Below are 19,196 nucleotides of genomic sequence, written 5' to 3' on the forward strand. Positions count from 1 at the left end.
GCTGCCTTCGCCACGGTGGTTCCTAACGGCGTTGTGCGGGCTGGACGTCCTCTAGATTACCGGCCATGACCGACTCCGAGAAGCACAGCCCCGACGCCGGGTCCCAGGCACCCGCGACCGACCCCGCCCTGCTCGAGGCGCTGCGCGAGCACGTGCATGGTGCACTGCCCACGACGATCGCCGACCTGTCCGCCCTGGTCCGCATCCCGTCGGTGTCGTGGTCCGCGTTCGACCCCGCCCAGGTGCAGCGCAGCGCGGAGGCGGTGGCCGATCTGGTGCGGTCGACCGGTGTGTTCGACGAGGTCCGCATCGTCCGCTCCGCCGTCGAGGGCGACACCCGGACCGACACTGCCGACACGGACACCGAACTCGGCCAGCCGGCGGTGCTCGCGGTGCGCCCTGCCCGCAACGGCAAGCCGACCGTGATGCTGTACGCGCACCACGACGTGCAGCCGCAGGGCGACGACGCGCTCTGGGAGACCCCGCCGTTCGAGCCGACGCTCCGCGGTGACCGCCTGTACGGGCGCGGCGCCTCGGACGACAAGGCCGGCGTGATGACCCACGTCGCGGCGCTCCGTGCCGTGCACGCCCAGTTCGGCGACGACCTGGACGTCGGCATCGTGCTGTTCGTCGAGGGCGAGGAGGAGTTCGGCTCCCGCTCGTTCCGTACCTTCCTGCGGGAGCAGCGTGACCACCTCGCCGCCGACGTCATCGTCGTCGCGGACAGCGACAACTGGTCGACCGAGGTGCCGGCGATCACGGTGTCCCTGCGCGGCAACACCACCTTCAAGCTCACCGTGACGACCCTCGAGCACGCGAGCCACAGCGGCATGTACGGGGGGAGCGGCGCCGGACGCCATGATGCCGATGGTGCGTCTGCTCGCCTCGCTGCACGACGACGACGGAGCGGTCGCGGTCGCGGGGCTGACCGCGCACGACGCGCCCGTGCCGGAGCGCTCCGAGGCGGACTTCGCGGCCGAGGCCGCCCTGGTCGACGGTGCGCGTCCCGTGGGCAGCGGTCCCGTGCTGTCCCGGATGTGGTTCCAGCCGTCGATCACCGTGACCGGTCTCGACGTCCCGAGCGTCGCGAACGCGTCGAACACGCTGCTGCCCACCGTCTCGGCGCGGGTGTCGGTGCGGGTCGCGCCCGGTCAGGCCGCCACCGAGGCGTTCGCCGCCGTGGAGGCCCACCTCCGCGACCGCGTCCCCTTCGGCGCCCGGATGGAGATCACGGAGGTCGACACCGGTGACGGTTTCCTGGTGGACGCGTCCGGCTGGGCGGTCCGCGAGGCCCGCACCGCGATGTCCGAGGGCTGGGGCACCGACCCGGTGGAGCAGGGCATCGGCGGGTCCATCCCGTTCGTCTCGGACCTGGCCGCGGAGTTCCCGGAGGCGCAGATCCTCGTGACCGGCGTCGAGGACCCGGACACCCGGGCGCACAGCCCCAACGAGTCGCAGCACCTCGGCGTGCTGCACCGTGCCGTCCTGTCCGAGGCCGTCCTGCTCGCCCGCCTGCAGGGCCGCGCATGAGGTGTCTCCTCCACAGGTGCTGGACCGGGGTCCCGGAGGTCGGTGCGCGTGCTTAGAATCGACGCGACGGCCGGTGAACGTCACCGCCAACGAGGGAGACGCCGATGAGCGACACCATCACGACCGAAGCAGCGACCGACGCCCCGTCGCACGGTGTGCTGCTGAGCGACGCGGCTTCGGCGAAGGTCGCCAGCCTGCTCGAGCAGGAAGGCCGCGACGACCTCCGCCTGCGCCTCGCCGTCCAGCCCGGCGGCTGCTCGGGCCTGATCTACCAGCTGTACTTCGACGAGCGGCTCCTCGACGGTGACGCCACCGCGGAGTTCGACGGGGTGGAGGTCGTCGTCGACAAGATGAGCGTCCCCTACCTCGACGGCGCCACGATCGACTTCGAGGACACCATCCAGAAGCAGGGCTTCACGATCGACAACCCGAACGCGCAGGGCAGCTGCGCGTGTGGCGACAGCTTCCACTGATCGTCCGACGATCCGACACGCGAACGGGGAGCGACCGACACGGTCGCTCCCCGTTCGCGTCCCCGGACCGGTTCCCCGACGTCGATGACCAGGGGAAACCGGCTTCCGCAGCCCTCGTTCCGTCCACAACGCGTGTCGGTTGTGCGCTCGGTGTCGACGGCTGCGAGTAAGCTAGGAGTGTTCCAACCAAGCTGGGAGCCACCCATGTGCCGGCCTCGTGCCGACCGCGGAGCTCGTCGACGGGATCCTCGTCGTCAGCCAGTCGACCACCGACTGGATCCGGCCCACGTCTTTCCGAGAGGTAACAGTGCGTTCGAATCGCCGTATACGTTGGGCGGCCGTCCCGGTGGCCGTCGGTCTGGTCATCGCACTGGCTGGTTGCTCGCAGCAGCAGCTGAACGGATGGCTCCCCGGCACGGAGGAGACGAAGGACGTCACCAACCACACGAGCCGCATCGTCGGCCTGTGGACGACGAGCTGGATCGTCCTGCTGGCGGTCGGTCTGATCGTGTGGGGCCTCGTGATCTGGGCCGCGATCGTCTACCGCCGCCGGAAGGGCCAGACCGGCCTGCCCGTGCAGATGCGGTACAACATGCCGCTCGAGATCTTCTACACGCTCGTGCCGCTCATCCTCGTGCTCGGCTTCTTCGCCTTCACCGCGAAGGACCAGGAAGCGATCGAGAAGCCCTTCGCGCAGCCGGACGCCACCGTGCACGTCTACGGCAAGCGCTGGGGCTGGGACTTCAACTACATCGACCAGAAGAACCCGAACGACAGCGTCTACTACCAGGGCATCCAGGCCCAGGAAGAAGAGAACGGCGGCGGGGCGGTCGACGAGTCGCTGCTCCCGACGCTGTACCTGCCGGTCGGCAAGAAGGTCGAGATCGAGCTCAGCTCGCGCGACGTCAACCACTCCTTCTGGGTCATCGACTTCCTCTACAAGAAGGACATGCTCCCGGGGAAGACGAACTACGAGTACTTCATCCCGGAGAAGGAAGGCACGTACCAGGGCAAGTGTGCCGAGCTCTGCGGTGAGTACCACTCGCTGATGCTCTTCCAGGTGAAGGTCGTGTCGCAGGCGGAGTACGACGACTACCTCCAGTCCCTCGCGGACGAGGGCAACGTCGGTCTGCTCGGCAACGAGTACGACACCAACACGAACCAGCCGAACAACGAGGCGCCTGCCGAGGCGTCGAGCGACAAGAAGTAAGGGCGCGTCTCAATGACAACGTCATTCGTCGGCCAGGCGACCACCAGGCCCTCTACGCCGGACTTCCAGGCATCGAAGGTCGGTCGCAAGGGCAACATCATCGTGCGGTGGGCGACGTCCACCGACCACAAGACGATCGGGTACATGTACCTGATCACCTCGTTCCTCTACTTCCTGCTCGCGGGCATCATGGCGCTCGTCATCCGCGCGCAGCTGTTCGAGCCGGGTCTCCAGGTCGTGCCGACCAAGGAGCAGTACAACCAGCTCTTCACGATGCACGGCACGATCATGCTGCTGATGTTCGCGACGCCGCTCTTCTCGGGCTTCGCGAACGCGATCATGCCGCTGCAGATCGGCGCACCGGACGTGGCGTTCCCGCGTCTGAACGGCCTGGCGTTCTGGATGTACTTCTTCGGCAGCGCCATCGCCGTCGGCGGCTTCCTCACCCCGCAGGGTGCAGCTTCGTTCGGGTGGTTCGCCTATGCGCCACTGAGTGACACGACGTTCACACCAGGGTTGGGTGGCACGTTGTGGGTCTTCGGTCTCGGCATGACCGGCTTCTCCACGATCCTCGGTGCGGTCAACTTCATCACCACGATCATCACGATGCGTGCCCCGGGCATGACGATGTTCCGCATGTCGATCTTCACCTGGAACGTCCTCGTGACGAGCCTCCTCGTGCTGATGGCCTTCCCGGTCCTCGCGGCGGCGCTGTTCGGCCTCGGTCTCGACCGCGTGTTCGACGCTCAGATCTTCAACCCGGCCAACGGTGGGGCACTGCTCTGGCAGCACCTGTTCTGGTTCTTCGGGCACCCCGAGGTGTACATCATCGCGCTGCCGTTCTTCGGCATCGTCTCCGAGGTCTTCCCGGTCTTCAGCCGCAAGCCGATCTTCGGGTACAAGACCCTCGTCTACGCGACCATCACCATCGCGGCCCTTTCGATCACGGTGTGGGCGCACCACATGTACGTCACCGGCGGCGTGCTGCTGCCGTGGTTCTCGCTCATGACGATGCTCATCGCGGTCCCGACCGGCGTGAAGATCTTCAACTGGGTCGGCACCATGTGGCGCGGCTCGGTGACGTTCGAGACCCCGATCCTCTGGGCGATCGGCTTCCTCGTCACCTTCACGTTCGGTGGCCTGACCGGTGTGATCCTCGCCTCGCCGCCGCTCGACTTCCACGTGTCCGACTCGTACTTCGTCGTCGCGCACTTCCACTACGTGGTCTTCGGCACCGTCGTGTTCGCGATGTTCTCCGGCTTCTACTTCTGGTGGCCGAAGTTCACCGGCAAGATGCTGAACGAGCGTCTCGGCAAGATCCACTTCTGGCTGCTCTTCGTCGGGTTCCACACGACGTTCCTCATCCAGCACTGGCTCGGTGTCGTGGGCATGCCCCGTCGGTACGCGACCTACCTGCCGGACGACAACTTCACGTGGATGAACCAGGTGTCCACGGTCGGCTCGATGATCCTCGGCATCTCGTTCCTGCCGTTCATCTTCAACGTCTACGTGACGGCTCGGAACGCGCCGAAGGTGGCCGTGAACGACCCGTGGGGCTACGGCCGCTCGCTCGAGTGGGCGACCTCCTGCCCGCCGCCGCGGCACAACTTCACGTCGATCCCGCGGATCCGTTCGGAGTCCCCGGCGTTCGACCTGAACCACCCGGAAGCCGGCGTGCCGGTCGGTGTGGGACCCGCGAAGGACGCTCCCGACGCTCCGACCTACGACGCCGCGAAGGGCGAGGTGAAGTAACACGCCATGCGCGCCAACACCAATCTGTTCTGGATCCTGTTCATCTTCTTCGTGATCGCGGACGCCGCGTACACGATCTGGTCGGTCATCTACTACGGCAACATCGAGTGGGTCGGTACCCTCTCGATCGGCCTGACCGGGATCATGTCCGCGTTCATCGCCTTCTACTTGGGCCGCGTCATGTCGGCACAGGGCGGGGTGTTGCCGGAGGACCGCCAGGACGCGAACATCGAGGACGGCGACGCCGAGCTCGGGCACTTCAGCCCGTGGTCGTGGTGGCCGATCTTCCTGGCCGCGGCCATCGCGGTCTGCTTCCTCGGCGTCGCCGCCGGTCTGTGGATCGTGCCGATCGGTCTCGCGCTCGTCGCGATCACCCTGGTCGGCTGGGTCTACGAGTACTACCGCGGCAACTTCGGGCACTGACCTCCACTCCACGCGCTTCGGGCGGCACCATCTCGGTGCCGCCCGAACTGCGTCCGGGGTGATCCGGGCCTCCACAGGAGAGCTCGACGCCCCGGTCATCCACATCACCCACTTCTCGACAACGGCCCGGGAACAACCCGGGCACGATGGGCCTTGGGTCCTGAGGACCGCATGCTCGCGGCCTGAGGTCCAGCGGACCGTCCACAAGCGAAAGGAGTCACCTCAGGTGACCGACAAGCGCACCCTCATCATCTTCGGCGCGACGGGCGACCTCGCCTCCCGCCTCCTCCTGCCCGGTCTCGGCACGTTCCTCCAGAGCGGCCGGTCGGTCCCGGTGCAGCTCATCGGCACGGGTCGCAGCGCCCGCAGCGAGGAGCAGTGGAAGGACATCGTCACGAAGTCGTTCGCGTCGCAGGACGTGACGGGCCCGGAGGTCGACGCGACCATCGAGTCGACGCAGTTCATCCAGGGCGACCCGACCGACCCGGAGCACCTGAAGGCGCTGCTCGCCGCGGCCGATGCCGAGCCGATCCTGTACTTCGCCCTCCCGCCGCAGATCGCCTCGGACATCTGCGAGGCCCTGCAGGGCGTCGAGCTCCCCGAGGGCACCACCCTCGCGTTCGAGAAGCCGTTCGGCACCGACGTCGCGTCGGCCGAGGCGCTCAACAAGACCGTGCTCGAGCTGGTGCCGGAGGAGCGGGTCCACCGCACCGACCACTTCCTCGGTCGCACGACGGTGCTCAACATCATCGGCCTGCGCTTCGCGAACCGCCTGTTCGAGCCGATCTGGAACGCCGAGAACATCGAGAAGGTCGACGTCTTCTACGACGAGACCCTCGGCCTCGAGAACCGCGCCCAGTACTACGACGAGGCAGGCGCCCTCGTCGACATGATCCAGTCGCACCTGCTGCAGATCCTGGCCCTCGTGACCATGGACGCACCGGCCGCGATCGACTCGGTCGAGTTCCGGTCCTCGTTGGCCCGTGTGCTCCGCTCCACCCGCCTCAAGGGCGACGACGCCACCATCGCCTCGCGTCGCGCGGTCTACACCGCCGGCACGATCGACGGCAAAGAGCTCCCCCTCGTACCAGGAGGAGGACGGCGTCGACGCGTCGCGCGCGACCGAGACGCTCGCCGAGATCGAGGTCGAGGTCGACACCGCCCGCTGGGCCGGCGTCCCCTTCACCCTCCGCTCGGGCAAGGCGCTCGGAGCGAGCCGCAAGGAGGTGCTCATCACCTTCAAGCCGGTCACCCGCCTGCCGTCCGGCCTGACCGGTCGCCCGAAGGCCGACACGCTGCGCATCGTCCTCAACCCGGACGAGATCGAGCTGTCGGTTTCGGCGAACGGCGGCGGCAACCCGTTCGAGATGGGGCAGGTCACCCTGTCGTCGTCCTTCGACGACGGCGAGCTGACGCCCTACGGCGAGGTGCTCAACGGCATCTTCCACGACGACCCGCTGCTCTCCATCCGCGGTGACGTGGCGGAGCGCTGCTGGGAGATCGTCGAGCCGGTCGTCACGGCGTGGAAGTCCGGAGCGGTCCCGCTCGAGGAGTACCGCGCCGGTTCCCGTGGGCCGGCCGAGTGGGTCAGCTCGTCCTGACGCACGGCACGACGTCCTGACAGGAGGCCCGGTACCAGTTGGTACCGGGCCTCCCGTCCGTTCCGGGCAGAGCCGGGCGCTGGTTACGGAGCGGACCGCTGGTTGCCGAGCGGGCCGCTGTTGCCGGGCCGGTGGGCTGGGGGGTGTGCTCGTCGAGGTTCCAGGACACGCCGTGCGCGCACGGCGGGGTTCCGCAGTTCCGGAACCTGGCCGCGCGGGGTCCCGACATCGCGGAACCTCGCCGAGCGGGGTTCCGACGTTGTCGAACCTCGCGGAGCGGGTCCCGCAGTTCCCGAACCTCGAGGGCCGACGGCGGAGCAGCCCGCCCGCGGGTCAGGCGGTGTTCCCCGCTCGCGCGCCGGCACCGGTGACGCTCGCCGTGCCGCCGCTGTGCTGCGCCGCGCGCGTCCGGTGCCCCGCGGCCGCGCCCTGCGCCCGCGCGATCGCGTCGGCCGCCGTGACGAGGGTGAGGTGCGACAGCGCCTGCGGGGTGTTGCCGATGTGGTGCCCCGTGGCGACGTCGACCTCCTCGGAGAGCATGCCGACGTCGTTCGCGTAGCCGACGAGCACGTCCATGAGCCGTTCGGCGTCGGCGAGGCGCCCGGTGCCGGCGTACTGCTCGACGAGCCAGAACGAGCAGGCGAGGAACGGGTGCTCCGTCCCGGTCAGTCCGTCGAAGCCGGAGGACGTCCGGTACCGCAGCACGAGGCCGTCGTCGCCGACGCGCAGGTCCTCCTCGATCGCCGCGACGGTCCCGAGCATCCGCGGGTCGTCCGGCCGGCAGTACCCGATCTGCGGCAGGACGAGCAGGCTGGCGTCGACCTCGTCGGTGTCGTAGTGCTGCCGGTAGGAGCCACGCTCGGCGTTCCAGCCGTGCTCCTCGATCTCGGCGCGCACCTGGTCGCGCAGGGACCGCCACCGTTCGACCGGTCCCTCGAGCCCGAACTCCTCGCAGGCGGCGACCCCCTCGGTCGAAGGCGGCCCAGATCATCGCCCGCGAGTGTGTGAAGTGCCGCCGCGGCCCACGCATCTCCCAGATCCCGTTGTCCGCGTCCTGCCAGTGCTCCTCGACGTGCGCGAGCAGGGCGCGTTGCAGCGACCACGAGGCCCCGCTCTCCTCGACGCCGAGCTCCCGGGCGTCGTGCAGCGCCGACAGCACCTCGCCGAACACGTCGCCCTGGTACTGCGTGTACGCGCCGTTGCCGACGCGGACCGGCGTCGAGTCGGCGTAGCCGGTCAGGTGTTCCAGGGTCCGTTCCGGCAGCTCGCGTTCGCCGGCGATGCCGTACATGATCTGCACGTCGTCCGGGTCCCCGGCGATCGCACGGAGCAACCACCTGCGCCAGTCGGCGGCTTCGTCGCGGTACCCGTGGGCGATGAGGGACGCGAGCGCCATGGACGCGTCGCGGAGCCACACGAAGCGGTAGTCCCAGTTGCGTTCGCCGCCGGGGTCCTCCGGGAGGCTCGTGGTCGCGGCCGCCACGACGCCGCCGGTCTCGGCGTGGGTCATCGCCCGCAGGTACATGAGCGAACTCCGGACGGCGGGCGCGTACGTGCCCTCGGCCCGCGTCCGGGACGTCCAGTCGTGCCACCAGTCGCGGGTCCGGTGGAGTGCATCGTCGACGTCGAACGGCTCCGGGGGTTCGCGGTGCGACGGGAACCAGGTGAGCGTGGTGTCGAGGACGTCACCGTCGTGGATGGTCGTCGTCACGACGTGCCGGTGGTCGTCCGCGCGGAACCGGGGCCCGCGGACGACGACCGCGTCCGGACCGGCCGTGGCGACGAGCACGGGCTCGTCGTCGTCCCCGACCTGGCGGATCCAGGGGAGGACGTCGCCGTAGCCGAACCGGATGCGGAGCACCTGTCGCACCTCGACGGAGCCGGTGAGGCCGCGCACCCGCCGGACGATCGAGGCGCGGTGCTCGTCGACCGGCATGAAGTCGGTGACCTCGACGACGCCGGTCGGGGTCGTCCACACCGTCGACAGCACGAGGGAGTCGCCGTCGTGTCGGCGGACGGGGGTCGCGGTGCCGTCGGTCGGGCGGAGCGACCACTGCCCGTCGTGCTCGTCGCCGAGCAGCGCGGCGAAGGTGGAGGCACTGTCGAACCGGGGCAGGCACGCCCAGTCGACGTCACCGTCCCGCGTCACGAGAGCAGCGGTGTGGCAGTCCCCGATGAGGGCGTGGTCCTCGATGCGCTGAGCCATGTCCTCGATCGAACCACCCGGTCCCCGTGGGCACCTGCGCTGAGGGTGCGTTCAGATCACACCCGGCATGACCTCGGGCGAAGCGGCGCGGTCCGGACGAGCAGGGCGGGCGGTCGGTCAGTCGACGTCGGCGATCCCGACCCGGCCGAGCTCCGTCCAGAGCCCGGCACCGTCGGGTGCGTAGACCCAGGGCTTCGTCGAGTCCCTCGTCCGCTCCTGCGCCCGGGAACGGCCACCGGCGAGCACGGCCTCGCTCGTGGAGAGCTGCCGGATGGCGACCGCGGCGACGTTGTCGGGGTGCTCGCGGACGAACTCGCCGTACAGGTGCTCGTCGTGCTGGCCGTCGTCGCCGACGAGGAGCCACTGCACGTCCGGGAAGTCCCGGGCGAGGCGCCGCAGGTTGTCCTGCTTGTGCTGCTGCCCGCTGCGGAAGAAGCGGTCGTGCGTCGGGCCCCAGTCGGTGAGCAGGAGCGTGCCGGACGGGTACATGTTGCGGGAGAGGAACCGCCCGAGGGTGGGCGCGACGTTCCAGGCACCGGTGGACAGGTAGACCGTCGGCGCGCCCGGGTGCTGCGCGAGGACGCGTTCGTAGAGGACCGACATGCCGGGCACCGGACGGCGGGCGTGCTCGGTCAGCACGAAGGAGTTCCACGCCGCCAGCATCGGACGGGGGGAGGCTCGTGACCATCACGGTGTCGTCGATGTCGGAGAGCAGGCCGAAGCGGGTGTCCGGGTGCACCACGAAGACGTCGGCGTCGACGTCGCGCATGCCGCCGGCGGACAGCCGGATCTTCTGCCAGCCCGGTTCGAGGTCGATCGGGACGATCGTGTCGACCACGCCGCCGCGGTCGCTCGTCACGGTGTGCGTCGAGCCCCCCCGCCGTGATCGTGACCTCGGCGTGGTCGACGGCGACGCTCGTGAAGCTGCGCCAGCCGCGGACCCCGGAGTACGACACGTCCGACGCCAGGCCGCGGCGGGTCAGGAGCACCCGGCAGAGCACGCGGACCCACCCCGGCGCGCCGTACCCCGTGTACGGGATCACGGTCGGGACCTGGCCGCGCTTCCGGGCGTGCTGCTCGCGGAACTCCTGCACGGCGTCCTCGATCCGGGCCGCGCGGTGCAGGATCGGCTCGGGGATCGCTGTCTCCCACTGCTGGATGCCCCACGGCGCCTGCTCACGACGGTCGTGTTCCCGTTCGACGGACCGGGCGTCACGCTGCGGGGGAGTGCTGGTGTCCCGGGGCGCAGCAGGGTCCGGAGGCGTCGTCTCGGGCATCGCACCATCATCCCATGCAGGGGTGTCCAGGAGGCCCGCCAGCGTCCGACACCCCGGGAATCGCAGCCAAGACCAAGGCGGTCTCTGTCAGAGTTGCCGTCTCAGTCATTCAGCCCGCGGTCACCGCGAGAAGGAGAACACGTGCTCGTCACCGAGGTTCCGAACGCTCTGCCAGGGGGGATCATCACTGCTCAGGAACGAGCCGGTCCAGGCACGGAGCTCGGCCCGCCTCGCAGGTCTGCTCGACGCCGCCGCGGCGGTGATCGACGAGATCGGGTTCGAGCGCCTGACGACCGCCATGGTCGCCGAACGTGCCGGAGCGTCCATCGGCACGGTCTACCGGTACTTCCCGGATCGGATCGCCGTCGTCGAGGCGCTCGCGATCCGCTGCACCCAGCGCCTCGCCGCTCGGTTCGTCGAGACGCTCGACGCGTCCGGCGCCACCACCTGGCAGGAGGGCTGCGACGCCCTCATCGAGATGACCGCCGAGATGTACCGCACCGAGCCCGGCTTCCGGGCGATCCGCTTCGCCGACATCGACACCACCTCCGGGGACGAGGACGCCGACCGGCTGGCGGCCCTGGGCGGTGCCGTCGGCGTCGTCATGCGGGAGCGCTTCGACCTGCCGCAGTCGGAGGCGCTGAGCCGCGCCTGGGTCGTGCTCGCCGAGTCGGCACACGCCGTCCTCGCCCGCGCGCACGTCGACCGCGAGAACCCGGACCACGCGCTCATCGACGCGTACCGCGCGATGAGCCGGCCCTACCTGGAGTCGGTGATCCGAGCCTCCTGACCGGTCGTTCGCCGGACCGAACCGCGACGCCCGTCCCTCCGAACACGAGGGGCGGGCGTCCGTGCGTCCGGACCTGTCCGGACTGCGCGGGAACCGCACCGATGTCCGCCAGGCGTCATGCGCCGACACGACCGGACCGGTATAGGCCCGGACCTGTACTGTCTCCGGAGTCGGGCTACCTCCACCAAGAAGGGCACCCATGATCGAGTTCCGCTCGGTGCGCAAGACCTACCCGGACGGCACGACCGCCGTCGAGTCGTTCGACCTCGTGATCCCCTCGCGGACCACGACGGTGTTCGTCGGATCGAGTGGATGCGGCAAGACCACGTTGCTCCGGATGATCAACCGGATGATCGACCCCACGGCGGGCTCCGTCCAGATCGACGGCGAGGGCATCGCCGGCGTCGACCCCGTGCAGCTCCGCCGCCGGATCGGCTACGTCATGCAGAACGCCGGCCTGCTGCCGCACCGGAAGGTCGCGGACAACATCGCCACGGTGCCGCTGCTGACCGGTGTCTCGAAGGCGGACGCGCGGGCGCGTGCCCTCGAGCTCATGGACACCGTCGGCCTCGACCGCTCCCTCGCGGACCGGTACCCCTCCCAACTCTCCGGCGGCCAACAGCAGCGGGTCGGTGTGGCCCGCGGGCTCGCGGTCGACCCGAACATCCTCCTGATGGACGAGCCGTTCGGTGCCGTCGACCCCCCTCGTGCGCAACGACCTGCAGGACGAGCTGATCCGGCTCCAGCGTGAGCTCGGGAAGACCGTCGTCTTCGTGACGCACGACATCGACGAGGCGTTCAAGCTCGGCGACCAGGTCGTCATCCTCAAGAAGGGCGGTGAGATCGCCCAGCTCGGCACCCCGGCGGAGATCCTGTCCGCGCCGGCCGACGACTTCGTCGCGAACTTCATCGGTGCCGGGCGCGGTCGTCGTGCCCTGCGGGTCGAGCAGACCCCGACCGGCCCGATCGTCGTGGACGGGGACGGCCGCGCCGCCGGCGTCCTGACCGGTCCCACGGGCGTCGTCGACGCCGCTGCCGCTGTCCGCTCCGAGGCCGGGACGCCCGCACGCGTCCCGGGTGCTGCGGCGCAGGGTGGGAGCACCCGGTGAAGTGGGTGCTGTCGAACCTCGACACGATCGGGGACGACACGCTGGCGCACCTGGCCATCGCCCTGCCGCCGATCGTGATCGCGTTCCTGGTGTCGATCCCGATCGGGTGGTTGGTCGTCCGACTCCGTCGTCCCGGCGCCGCGCGACTCAGCAGCGGGTTCGGCGGCGGCATCGTCACCGTCGCCGGGCTGCTCTACGCCGTGCCGTCCCTCCCGCTCTTCATCGCGCTGCCCGGCATCATCGGCACCGGGCTGCAGGACCCGGTCAACGTCGTCGTCGGGTTGACGCTGTACGGCCTGGCACTCATGGTGCGGTCGACCGTGGACGGGCTCGGGTCGGTCGACCCGGCCACCACGTCGGCGGCGACGGCGATGGGCTACTCCGGCGTGCAGCGCTTCTTCCGCGTCGACCTGCCGCTCGCCGGTCCGGTCCTGCTCGCCGGCCTCCGGGTCGTGTCGGTGTCGACCATCTCGCTCACCACGGTCGGCGCGGTGCTCGGCATCCGGAGTCTCGGTTCGCTGTTCACCGACGGCATCGGGCGGAACATCCCGGAGGAGATCGTGGCGGGCATCGTCATGGTCCTCGTCCTCGCGTTCGCGATCGACGGGCTGCTCGTGCTGATCGGCCGGATGGTGATGCCGTGGACGCGCGCGTCGACCGGGTCGAAGCGGGCCGCGCGGCGCGTGCTGCAGACCGCGGAGGTGTCCTCGTGATCATCGGACAGGCCTTCGCGTGGGTGCTCGACCCCGCCAACTACCCGGGCCCGAACGGCATCCCGGTCCGGCTGTGGGAGCACGTCTGGATCTCGTTGGTCGCCGTCGTCATCGCCGCGGTGATCGCCGTGCCGATCGGGTACCTCATCGGCCACACGGGCAGGGCGCGCGGCGTCGCGATCGCGCTCTCCGGCGGCGTCCGCGCGCTGCCGACCCTCGGCGTGCTGACACTGTTCGGCCTCCTGCTCGGCGTGAACCTGCAGGCGCCGCTGCTCGCGCTCGTCATCCTGGCGATCCCGTCGGTGCTCGCCGGTGCCTACGCCGGGATCGAGTCCGTCGACCCGGTCACCGTCGACGCGGCACGCGCACAGGGCATGACCGGGTGGCAGATCCTGACCAAGGTCGAGATCCCCCCTCGGGCTCCCACTGCTCGTCGGCGGCATCCGTGCCGCCGTGCTGCAGGTCGTCGCGACCGCCACCCTCGCCGCGTACGTCGGCTCCGGTGGCCTCGGCGGCTACGTGTTCCTCGGGCTCAAGACCCAGGACTACGCCATGATGCTCGGCGCCTCCGTCCTCGTGATCGTCCTGGCGATCGCGTTCGAAGTCGTCTTCGCCGTGCTCCAGCGGGCGGTGGTGCCCGCGGGCGTCACCGAGCGCGGGTCACGGCAACGCTCGGGATCGCGTGAGCGGCCCCGCAAACCCATCCCGGAAGGAACCCCCCCTCGTGATCACAGCACCCAAGCTCCGCGCCGGCGTCGCCGCAGCGGTCGCCCTGGGCGCGGCAGCGGCACTCGCCGGCTGCTCGTCCAGCAGCCCGCTCGACAGCGGCTCCAGCGCCCCGTCCGACTCGAAGACCATCGTCATCGGGTCGCAGGCCTACTACTCGAACGAGATCATCGCCGAGCTCTACGCGCAGGTCCTCGAGAAGGACGGCTTCACCGTCGAGCGCAACTACCAGATCGGACAGCGCGAGGTCTACCTGCCCCAGCTGCAGAAGGGCGCGATCGACGTGATGCCGGAGTACAGCGGCAACCTGCTGCAGTACTACGACAAGGACTCGACCGCGAAGAGCGAGTCGGACATCGCTGACGAGCTCGAGTCGGCGCTGCCGAAGGGCATCCGTGCCCTGGACGCCGCCGAGGCCACCGACCAGGACAGCTACACCGTGACGAAGGAGTTCTCCGAGGAGAACGACGTGACGAGCCTGGCCGACCTGAAGAACGTGAAGGAGAAGCTGACCGTCGGGGCGAACTCCGAGAACCAGACGCGGCCGTACGGCCCGAAGGGCCTCAAGTCCGTGTACGGCGTCGACGTCGAGTCGAAGGCGATCGAGGACTCGGGCGGCGCGCTCACGGTCAAGGCGCTCAAGGACGGCACCGTCCAGCTCGCCGACATCTACACCGCGGACCCGAGCATCAAGGCGAACGGCTTCGTCACGCTCAAGGACCCGGAGAACCTCATCGTGCCGCAGAACGTCACGCCGGTCGTGTCCGACAAGGTCGACGAGAAGGCCGCCGACGCGATCGACGAGGTCAGCGAGGTCCTGACGACCGAAGCGCTCATCGACCTGAACACGAAGAGCACGGTCGACAAGGAGAAGTCCGCGGACATCGCCAAGGAGTTCCTGACGGAGAAGGGTCTCCTCTAGGAGGCGGATCCTCGTTCGCGAAGACAGGCGTCGGGCCTCCAGCCCGGCGCCTGTCGCCGTTCCCGGGAGGGGTGTCGACGGGCACAGCTGTTCCGCACGGATGTGCCCCCGGAGTGACATGTGTTCCGCACGGTTGTGCCGTGCAGGAGCCGTGCACGTATGTGCAGGAGGGATCTCTACAACTTGTCGAAGTGGGGCGTCCAGCAGTACCGTCGAAGGGTCCCGACGACGTGACGGCAACGAGCAGAACCCCTTCCACAGGAAGCATCTCAACGTGCACGAACAGCGCGCGGCGATCCCGACGGGCCCGGCCGCATGAACGACCTCCTCGATCCGCTCCTCCTGTCGCGGTGGCAGTTCGGTCTGACGACGATCTACCACTTCCTCTTCGTCCCGCTGACGATCGGCATGGCGGTCGTCGTCGCGGTGTTCCAGACGGCCTGGGTCCGCACCGGTCGCGCGCACTACCTACAGCTGACCCGCTTCTTCGGGCGCATCTTCCTCATCAACTTCGCGATGGGTGTCGTCACCGGCATCGTGCAGGAGTTCCAGTTCGGGATGAACTGGTCGGACTACTCGCGGTTCGTCGGCGACGTCTTCGGTGCCCCGCTCGCGCTCGAGGGCATCCTGGCGTTCTTCTTCGAGGCGGCCTTCATCGGCGTCTGGATCTTCGGCTGGGACCGCCTGCCGAAGAAGCTCCACCTGGCGAGCATCTGGTGCGTCAGCGCGGGCACGATCATGTCGGCGTACTTCATCATCGCCGCCAACGCCTTCATGCAGCACCCGGTCGGGTACGCGCTGAACGAGGCCAAGGGCCGCGCGGAGCTCACCGACATCTGGGCCGTCCTCGGCAACAAGGTCGCCCTCGCCGCGTTCCCGCACACCGTCTTCGCGTGCTTCATGGTCGCGGCCGGCGTGATCATCTCGGTCGCCGCGTTCCACCTCTCGCGCAACCAGAACCTCGAGACGATGATGCCGGCGCTCAAGTTCGGGCTGTGGACGATGGTCGCGGCCGGGGCGCTCACCGTCCTCACCGGGGATCAGCTCGGCCTGACCATGGTCGAGACGCAGCCGATGAAGATGGCCGCGGCCGAGGCACTCTACGGCACCGCGACCGGCAAGGACGCCTCGTTCTCGGTCTTCACCCTCGGCACCCCCGACGGTGTCCGCGAGCTGTTCTCGATCCGCATCCCGTACCTGCTCTCCTTCCTGTCGACCCACACGTTCACCGGCACGGTCGAGGGCATCAACGACCTGCAGGCGCAGTACACGCAGGTGTACGGCCCCGGGGACTACAAGCCGGTCATCTGGGTGACCTACTGGTCCTTCCGCTGGATGATCGCCCTCGGCGTCGGCGCCGTGATGGTGTCGCTCGCCGGGCTGTGGCTCACCCGCAAGGGCCGCTTCCCGCAGCAGCGCTGGATGTGGCGCATCGCGATCTGGGCGGTCCCGCTGCCGATGGCCGCGATGATCGTCGGCTGGGTCTTCACCGAGATGGGTCGTCAGCCGTGGCTCGTGTTCGGACTGCTGAAGACCGCCGACGGCGTCTCCCCGAACGTGACCGGCCTCGAGGTGCTCATCTCGCTCGTCGTGTTCACGCTCATCTACGGATCCCTCGCGGTGGTCGAGTTCCGACTCATCAAGAAGGTCGCCCAGGAGGGCCCGGCCGCTCCGGCCGCGGTCGACGAGGAGACCGGCGAGGTCGAGCACGAAGTGACGGTGTACTGAGATGGACCTGCCTGTTCTCTGGTTCGCGATCGTCGGACTGTTCTTCGTCGGGTACTTCGTGCTCGACGGGTTCGACTTCGGTGTCGGGATGTCCCTGCCGTTCCTCGGCAAGGACGACACCGACCGACGCGTGCTCATCAACACCATCGGCCCCGTCTGGGACCTCAACGAGACCTGGGTCATCGTCGCCGGAGCGTGCCTGTTCGCGGCGTTCCCGGAGTGGTACGCGACGATGTTCTCCGGCTTCTACCTGGCGCTGCTGCTCATCCTGGCCGCGCTCATCGCCCGCGGGGTGTCGTTCGAGTACCGCCACCAGGACAAGCGCCTCGAGTGGAAGCGCCGCTTCGACCTCATGATCATCGTCGGCAGCGCGGTGCCGTCGTTCCTGTGGGGCGTCGCGTTCGGCAACGTCGTGCGGGGGGATCCCGATGGACGCCGGGCACGACTACACCGGCACCCTGTTCGACCTGCTCAACCCCTTCGCCCTGCTCACCGGCGTGACGACGCTCCTGGTGTTCTTCACGCACGGCGTCGTCTTCGTCGCGCTGAAGACCGAGGGGGGAGATGCGTGAGCGGGCCATCCGGCTGGCGAAGCGCTCCGGTGTCCTCACCATCGCGGTGGCCGCCGCGTTCCTCGTCACGATGGCGTCCGTCCGCGCCACCCCGGCGTCGCTCGTGCTGTCCGCCGTCGCCGCGGTCGCGCTGGTGGTCGCGGTCCTCTGCGCCGCCCGCGGGCGGGAGGGGCGAGCGTTCACGCTCATGGCCGTCACGATCGGCGCGGTCGTCCTGGCCATGTTCACCGCCGTGTTCCCCGACGTCATGCCGGCGTCGAACGACCCGGCGAACAGCCTCACCGTCGCGAACGCCTCCTCCGGCGACTACACGTTGACCGTGATGAGCTGGGTCGCGGTGGTGTTCCTGCCGCTCGTGCTCGCGTACCAGGCGTGGACGTACTGGGTCTTCCGCAAGCGGGTCTCGCGCGCGACCGTCGCGCAGGCCGCGCACTGACCAGGAGGCCCGGATGAAGCCGCTCGACCCCCGTCTGCTCCGGCTGTCCCGGACCGCGCGCGGGTTCGTCCTCGCCGCCGCCGGGACGGGCGTGGTGCGGACGACCGCCACCATCGGGATCGCCTGGGGCATCGCCACGGCGGTGACCCAGGTCGTCGACGCGGTCCGGGACGGGCAGGTGCCCGGGACGTTCCCGGCCACACTCGCGCTCCTCGGCGCGGCGTTCCTGCTCCGCGCGCTCGCGGCATGGGCCACCGACGACCTGGCGGCGCGCGCGGGGGGCCCGCGTGAAGAGCGAACTCCGCGCCGCCGTGCTCCGGCGCGCGGCCGAACGGGGCCCCGGGTGGCTCGCCGGTCGGTCGAGCGCCGGGTTCGCCACGACGCTCGGTCCGGGTCTCGACGCCCTCGACGCGTACTTCGGCCGCTACCTGCCGCAGCTCGCGCTCACGGCGGTCGCGACCCCGGTCCTCGTGGTCGCGATCGCGCTCGGGGACCTGACGAGCGCCGTCGTCATCGTGTGCGCGATGCCGGTCATCCCGGTCTTCATGGTCCTCATCGGTCTGGCCACGCAGACACTGCAGCGCCGTCAGGCGGACGCGCTCGCCCGACTCGGCGGGGCGTTCACGGAGGCGGTCGAGGGCCTGGCGACCCTCAAGGTGTTCGGACGGGCCCGGCGGCAGGTCGGTCGGATCGACCGGGTCACCGACGAGTACCGCCGCGGCACCCTGGGCGTGCTCCGACTGTCGTTCGTCAGCGGGTTCGCGCTCGAACTCGCCGCGAGCCTGTCCGTCGCCCTGGTCGCGGTGTCGATCGGCATCCGGCTCGTGGACGGGTCGCTCGGCCTCGGCGCGGCGATGTTCGTGCTCGTCCTCGCACCCGAGGCGTTCGCCCCGATCCGGCAGGTCGGCGCCGACTTCCACGCGGCCCAGGACGGGGTCGAGGCCTCGCAGGCCGTCCTCGACGTGCTCGCCGAGCCTCAGCACGCCGACCCGCAGCAGGCCGTCCCCGAGTCGTCGACGGTGCCCAGCCGGCCGACGGGGACCGGGGACGCCGGCGCGCTGGTCCTCAGCGGCGTGACCGTGCACCGGCCGGACGTCGTCATCGGCCCGGTCGACCTGACCGCTCCCGCCGGGACCGTGGTCGCGCTCGCCGGACCGAGCGGATCCGGCAAGTCGAGCCTCCTCGCCGCACTCCGCGGTGTGCTCCCGCACGAGGGCACGGTCGTCGTCCCCGGTCCGGCCGACGTGTCCGTGGCGGACCGGACCACCTGGGTGGACCAGCGGGCGCGGCTCGTCCGCGGCACCGTCGCCGAGAACGTGACCCTGTCCGCCGCCGGAGGCGACGCCGCACAGGTACGGAGCGCGCTCGGTGCGGTCGGGCTGGGCGTGGACCCGGGCCTGGCGGTCAGCTCCGGCGGTGCCGGACTGTCGGGCGGTGAGGCGCAACGCGTCGCCGTGGCGCGCGGGCTGTACCGGGCCGCGGCCGCCAGCACGCCGCTGGTGCTCCTCGACGAGCCGACGTCGGCGCTCGATGCCGAGTCCGAGGCGCTCGTGGTCGCCGCCGTGCGGCGGCTCGCGGACGGCGGCGCGGTCGTGGTCGTCGCCAGCCACCGTCCGGCCGTCGTCGCAGCGGCCGACGTCGTCGTGTCGACCACCCCCGACGGCTCGGTCGCCGTCCGGACCGCGCAGGCGGTGTCCGCATGAGCGCGCCCGACGGCACGACCGGGAC

General features: G+C 69.9%; 10 protein-coding genes and 7 pseudogenes. 14 read left to right on the forward strand and 3 right to left on the reverse strand.

From position 1 onward, the window contains the following. The first annotated feature begins 65 nt into the window (after positions 1-65). The 6 genes and pseudogenes from DEJ15_RS09055 (at position 66) to DEJ15_RS09080 (ending at position 6,989) form a co-directional block, all read left to right on the forward strand. Positions 66-1,530 (forward strand): annotated as a pseudogene (locus DEJ15_RS09055) (dipeptidase). Positions 1,531-1,634: 104 nt separating this feature from the next. After that, entirely contained in the window at positions 1,635-2,003 is a 369-nt protein-coding gene (locus DEJ15_RS09060; RefSeq protein WP_110825290.1) for a HesB/IscA family protein, read from the forward strand. 307 nt (positions 2,004-2,310) lie between these two features. After that, entirely contained in the window at positions 2,311-3,213 is a 903-nt protein-coding gene (gene ctaC, locus DEJ15_RS09065) for an aa3-type cytochrome oxidase subunit II (protein WP_110825512.1), read from the forward strand. A 12-nt stretch (positions 3,214-3,225) separates the two neighbouring features. Continuing rightward, entirely contained in the window at positions 3,226-4,965 is a 1,740-nt protein-coding gene (gene ctaD, locus DEJ15_RS09070; protein ID WP_181419595.1) for an aa3-type cytochrome oxidase subunit I, read from the forward strand. Between the two features lie 6 nt (positions 4,966-4,971). Further along, positions 4,972-5,388, forward strand: a complete 417-nt coding sequence (locus DEJ15_RS09075) for a cytochrome c oxidase subunit 4 (RefSeq protein WP_110825291.1) — start codon at positions 4,972-4,974, stop codon at positions 5,386-5,388. A gap of 226 nt (positions 5,389-5,614) precedes the next feature. After that, a pseudogene (locus DEJ15_RS09080) lies at positions 5,615-6,989 on the forward strand (glucose-6-phosphate dehydrogenase). A gap of 333 nt (positions 6,990-7,322) precedes the next feature. Here DEJ15_RS09080 and DEJ15_RS18285 read toward each other — a convergent pair. The 3 genes and pseudogenes from DEJ15_RS18285 to DEJ15_RS19505 all read right to left on the reverse strand — a co-directional run bounded on the left by DEJ15_RS18285 (position 7,323) and on the right by DEJ15_RS19505 (position 10,322). Then, positions 7,323-7,886, reverse strand: a complete 564-nt coding sequence (locus tag DEJ15_RS18285) for a glycoside hydrolase family 15 protein (RefSeq protein ID WP_349814875.1) — start codon at positions 7,884-7,886, stop codon at positions 7,323-7,325. A gap of 79 nt (positions 7,887-7,965) precedes the next feature. Continuing rightward, positions 7,966-9,195, reverse strand: a pseudogene (locus DEJ15_RS09085) (glycoside hydrolase family 15 protein); the annotation flags it as partial. Between the two features lie 117 nt (positions 9,196-9,312). After that, a pseudogene (locus DEJ15_RS19505) lies at positions 9,313-10,322 on the reverse strand (App1 family protein phosphatidate phosphatase). 409 nt (positions 10,323-10,731) lie between these two features. Between DEJ15_RS19505 and DEJ15_RS19510 the strand changes: the two are divergent. From DEJ15_RS19510 to cydD, 8 genes and pseudogenes are all read left to right on the forward strand, one after another. Further along, on the forward strand, positions 10,732-11,262 hold the full coding sequence (locus tag DEJ15_RS19510) for a TetR/AcrR family transcriptional regulator (RefSeq protein ID WP_181420537.1): 531 nt from the start codon (positions 10,732-10,734) through the stop codon (positions 11,260-11,262). A gap of 199 nt (positions 11,263-11,461) precedes the next feature. After that, positions 11,462-12,371, forward strand: a pseudogene (locus tag DEJ15_RS09100) (ABC transporter ATP-binding protein). Further along, on the forward strand, positions 12,368-13,084 hold the full coding sequence (locus DEJ15_RS09105; RefSeq protein WP_110825297.1) for an ABC transporter permease: 717 nt from the start codon (positions 12,368-12,370) through the stop codon (positions 13,082-13,084). Before DEJ15_RS09100 ends, DEJ15_RS09105 begins: the two are co-directional and overlap by 4 nt. Next, a pseudogene (locus DEJ15_RS09110) lies at positions 13,081-13,768 on the forward strand (ABC transporter permease); the annotation flags it as partial. The gene DEJ15_RS09105 and the pseudogene DEJ15_RS09110, both read left to right, overlap by 4 nt. A gap of 40 nt (positions 13,769-13,808) precedes the next feature. Continuing rightward, positions 13,809-14,732 carry an ABC transporter substrate-binding protein gene (locus tag DEJ15_RS09115; protein ID WP_110825298.1) on the forward strand — a complete coding sequence of 308 codons (924 nt, stop codon included), beginning with the start codon at positions 13,809-13,811 and terminating at the stop codon, positions 14,730-14,732. A 315-nt stretch (positions 14,733-15,047) separates the two neighbouring features. Next, the gene (locus DEJ15_RS09120; protein ID WP_110825299.1) at positions 15,048-16,460 is read left to right on the forward strand and encodes a cytochrome ubiquinol oxidase subunit I; all 1,413 of its coding nucleotides are present in this window, start codon (positions 15,048-15,050) and stop codon (positions 16,458-16,460) included. A 1-nt stretch (position 16,461) separates the two neighbouring features. After that, a pseudogene (cydB, locus tag DEJ15_RS09125) lies at positions 16,462-17,468 on the forward strand (cytochrome d ubiquinol oxidase subunit II). Positions 17,469-17,755: 287 nt separating this feature from the next. After that, the gene (cydD, locus tag DEJ15_RS09130) at positions 17,756-19,171 is read left to right on the forward strand and encodes a thiol reductant ABC exporter subunit CydD (RefSeq protein WP_284174845.1); all 1,416 of its coding nucleotides are present in this window, start codon (positions 17,756-17,758) and stop codon (positions 19,169-19,171) included. The last annotated feature ends 25 nt before the right edge of the window (positions 19,172-19,196 follow it).

Origin of the sequence: Curtobacterium sp. MCJR17_043 (assembly GCF_003224315.2) — a bacterium.
Taxonomy (GTDB): Bacteria; Actinomycetota; Actinomycetes; order Actinomycetales; family Microbacteriaceae; genus Curtobacterium.

Coding starts and splice junctions, on each gene's coding strand:
- DEJ15_RS09060 (WP_110825290.1), top strand. CDS start 1,635: ATGAGCGACACCATCACGACCGAAGCAGCGACCGACGCCCCGTCGCAC.
- ctaD (WP_181419595.1), top strand. CDS start 3,226: ATGACAACGTCATTCGTCGGCCAGGCGACCACCAGGCCCTCTACGCCG.
- DEJ15_RS09075 (WP_110825291.1), top strand. CDS start 4,972: ATGCGCGCCAACACCAATCTGTTCTGGATCCTGTTCATCTTCTTCGTG.
- DEJ15_RS09120 (WP_110825299.1), top strand. CDS start 15,048: ATGAACGACCTCCTCGATCCGCTCCTCCTGTCGCGGTGGCAGTTCGGT.